Genomic DNA, 3,850 nt, shown 5'->3' with positions numbered 1-3,850 from the left:
ATACGCTGGTTCCCTATGGCGGCTTCGACACCAACGTCATCCAGTATTACTTCGATGCTGGCAACGGCTTCTCGGCTGTGGTTTCACTCGAAGAAGGCTATGGCGCCTACACGATCGACAGCTATGTTCCGCATGTCGTCGGCGGTGTGAAGTGGACGCAGGGCTGGGGTGCAATCACCGGCGTTGTTTCGTATGACAGCAACTACGAAGAAGTCGCCACCAAGGTTCGCTTGGACGTGAACGCGACGAACGAGCTGACGCTGTTCATCATGGGCGGTTACGGCACCGACGACAACTACACCGACGCAAGCTTGAATTTCCCTGCTGGTGGTCGCGGCATGTACAAGCAGTGGAGCGGCAATTGGGCACTGTGGGGCGGTGGCACCTACAAGTTCAACGAGAAGACCTCGTTCAACGCTCAGGTGTCATATGACGAGGGCAAGAACCTCGGCATCGCGGCGAACATCGCCTACGACGTGGTTCCTGGCTTCACGGTTACGGCCGAAGTCGATTACCTTAATGTCGGCAACGACACCGTGTCCAACTGGACCCATGCCGACAAGAAGAGCAACATCGGCGGTATCCTCCGCTTCCAGCGCTCGTTCTAAGGGCTGGTTCCTTACAGGTGAAATCCAGCCCGGGCGCGCAAACGCCCGGGCTGTTTTTGTTTCGTGACTGGATCAAGGCAAACGGAAGGATGGGGGTAACGGTAGCTGAATAAATCCGTGGGGTGGTTTCGTGGGATCCGCTGATGGGCGGATGAAATCACAACTGCGTGATTAAAATCTCTTGAAAGGACGCTTCCAAGCGGGTAGGGCTGACCTATCCCACTCGGGGGTGTGGCAAATGATGACGAACGAAGCGATTCAAGAGGGCGAGTCCTCTGATCATTTTTCGATGTTTTCTTCTCAAAGTCCGAAGATTCGATACACCTACAACAAGATTAGAGAAGTAAAATCGCATCGGGTCGGAGATCTTTTTTCAGCATATCGGGACATATTATGGGATGATGGGCGGCATAAGTATAATGTCAGCTCGTTCATCGGCGAAATAGACGAGATTCTCCTTGGTGAGCGTTTCAGCGCCTTTGACCAAAGTACCCTGGACAACCTTATCGGCACCCTGCGCCAGCGCGGCAACAGCAACGCAACCATCAATCGAAAGATGGCTGCCCTCAGCAAACTGCTGCGCAAGGCTCACAAGATGGGAGATATCCACAGCCTGCCCGAGTTCCGCCGCCAGAAGGAGCGGGCGGGTCGGATTCGCTTCCTCGAAAGGGACGAAGAGGCGCGCCTGTTCGCCGCCATCAAGAGCCGCAGCGAGGATGCCTACAGGCTTTCCGTTTTCCTGGTCGACACCGGATGCCGTCTCGGCGAGGCGCTTGGGCTGATCTGGAACGATATCCAGGAGCATCGCGTCTCCTTCTGGATCACCAAATCCGGCCGCAGCCGCACCATTCCGATGACCGAGCGGGTCAAGGAGGTCATCAAGCTGCCTCCCACCGAGGGTCGTCGGCCCAAAGGACCGTTCACCAAGCTCAGCCAGGCACAGTTCCGTGCCATCTGGAACGACGCGAAGGCCGAAGTCGGCCTCGGCGCCGACGATCAGGTGGTGCCGCACATATTGCGCCATACCTGCGCCTCGCGTCTTGTCCAGGGCGGCATCGACATCAGGCGCGTGCAGATGTGGCTCGGCCACCAAACGCTGTCGATGACGATGCGCTACGCGCATCTGGCCACCAACGATCTCGATGGCTGTGTCATCGTGCTGGAAACGCCTCGATCGACTCAGCCGGGCGGCAATTGCGCTGAAGGCCCCATGTTTTCTTCGCCCGTGACGACGCCTTCGTCGCCGACGGCAGAGCGGAAAAAGAGGGACGGGGCAGCCGCCGCCGCTAAGGAGTCGCCGAAAGCGACTCGGAAAAGTTCAAAAGCCAAGTAGGCTGAAGAAACTTGCCTATACTATCATAGCTATCCCGTGACCTTGTTCGGTCATGGGATTTACTTCAGGATATTCTTCCGCTCGGCCTGATCGAGAAAAGCGCCTATGTCGCCCGGTAGGCTGCCGGTCTCGAGGAACGGCGCATGGCCCTGACCCTCGACGGTGATCGTCTCCATCATGGAATGGCGCTCTCTCATCTGCTTGAGCGTGTCTGTGGACAGCAATCTCGAATTAACGCCCCGTATGGTGAGCAGAGGAATCGCGGCCAACGCCTCGAATTGCGGCCATAGGTCAGGCAGCTTCTGCGTCAGATCGAGACTGGCAACGGTATCCACCAGCTTCGGATCGAAATCCGGCACCAGCCCACCATCCGTTTCGCGGTAGAGAGCCCATACCATCCGATCCCAATCGGCGCCGGCAAGAGCGGAGAAGTCTTCGCCATGCACGCTGCGCTGGGCGGCCGCCGCCTGTGTGCGGGTTTTCGGTGCCGGGTCGCGCTCGAGATAAGACTGGATATGGGCAAGTCCGGCCGTCTCGATCATCGGTCCGATGTCGTTGAAAACAATGGCTTTCAGGACGGATGGCCGCATCGTCCCGAGCACATGGATGATCAATCCCCCGCGCGAGGTGCCGATGAAGGCCGCTTCTCCGATGTTCAGCGCCGCCAGCCCGGCGAGAATGTCGCCGGCCTCCACGCCGACATTGTAATTTTTGACGTCGGGATCATAAGCTGACTGCCCGCGCCCGCGGTAGTCGAAGGCGATGACCTTTCGTGGAGTTGCCGCATGCGTCGACAGATAGAGCGCCAGCTCGTGAAAATCCCTGGCATTGCGGGTCAGGCCAGGCAGGCAGACAACCGGCCAGGGTCCGGAATTGGCCTCGCCATAGACGCGCGCATGGAGTTTTAACCCGTCCGGTGCGCTGTAGAAGAAGTCGGAAAAAAGCTGCTCGCTTGCCATCGGAATGTGCGACCTCGCTGTATCAATCTGGACAGCTACAGGCGAGGGCAGGGATGGTCAATAAAAGGCGCTCTTGCCTTCTCCCACAAGTGGAGAAGGACAGAAAGGCTCAACTCCGCCCGTTCACCAGATCCCCGACAATGTCGTATTCGCCGGAAATACGCATCTTGTAGACCTCGTAATTCTCCATCACTCGCTGAACGTAACTTCTTGTTTCCGTGTAGGGAATCCGCTCGATCCAGTCGACGACCGCGTCGATGTCCTTGCCGCGCGGGTCGCCATATCTGCCCACCCACTGCCTGGCCCGGTTGGGGCCGGCATTGTAGCCGGCGAAGGTCAGCACGTAGGAGCCGTTGAAGCGGTCGAGCTGTTCGCCGAGGAAGGCCGAACCAAGCGTCGCGTTGTAGCCGGCATCGGTGGTCAGCCGTGTTTGCGAAAACTGCAGCCCGGCCTTCTTCGCCAATTGCCTTGCGGTTCCCGGCATCAGCTGCAGCAGCCCGCGCGCGCCGGCGCTCGACACGGCGCCGATGTTGAATTCGCTTTCCTGGCGGGCGATCGCATAGGCCAGCGCCTTGCCTGAGCCGGAAATGTCGGCCGAATCGGGAATGACGCCGAGCGGATGCGACAATGCGCCGACATCAATGCCGCGCGCCCCGGCGATCTTGCCGATTTTCAGCGCCATGAAATGGTTCCCTTGCTTTTCGGCAAGGACAGCGAGCAGCGCCAGTTCGCCTGGACTGGTCAACTGCCCGGCAAGGTCGCGATAGAGCGTCTCGGCATAGCGGTCGTAGCCCGCCTCCTGCAGCCGCTTGATGGCGCTGACGGCCTCGCGGCCGGCAAAGTTCTGCCGGTCGGCTGCGCTTGGCGAGGGATAGACGATGTTGAGCGCCTGCCGGCCGACACGTTCGGCGGCAAGCTGGCCGTAGAATGTCGTGCCGTAGGCAGCGGCG

General features: G+C 59.3%; 4 protein-coding genes. 2 read left to right on the top strand and 2 right to left on the bottom strand.

What is annotated here, in order from left to right; genetic code table 11:
- On the top strand, positions 1-608 hold a 608-nt coding region (locus tag EOA22_RS26865), incomplete at its 5' end, for a porin (RefSeq protein WP_164755852.1).
- A gap of 238 nt (positions 609-846) precedes the next feature.
- The gene (locus EOA22_RS26860; protein ID WP_013532598.1) at positions 847-1,941 is read left to right on the top strand and encodes a site-specific integrase; all 1,095 of its coding nucleotides are present in this window, start codon (positions 847-849) and stop codon (positions 1,939-1,941) included.
- 59 nt (positions 1,942-2,000) lie between these two features.
- On the opposite strand, the gene EOA22_RS26855 is transcribed toward EOA22_RS26860, so the two are convergent.
- Both EOA22_RS26855 and EOA22_RS26850 read right to left on the bottom strand, forming a co-directional pair.
- A complete protein-coding gene (locus tag EOA22_RS26855; RefSeq protein WP_013532597.1) occupies positions 2,001-2,900 on the bottom strand; it encodes an alpha/beta hydrolase in 900 nt (299 codons plus the stop codon).
- Positions 2,901-3,009: 109 nt separating this feature from the next.
- Positions 3,010-3,850, bottom strand: an 841-nt coding sequence (locus EOA22_RS26850) for a lytic transglycosylase domain-containing protein (RefSeq protein WP_164755849.1), incomplete at its 5' end; no start/stop codon positions are given.

Origin of the sequence: Mesorhizobium sp. M7A.F.Ca.US.014.04.1.1 (assembly GCF_003998745.1) — a bacterium.
Lineage (GTDB): Bacteria > Pseudomonadota > Alphaproteobacteria > Rhizobiales > Rhizobiaceae > Mesorhizobium > Mesorhizobium ciceri.
The sequence above is the reverse complement of the archived record's forward strand: the minus strand, read 5'-3'. Positions and strand labels throughout refer to the sequence as shown.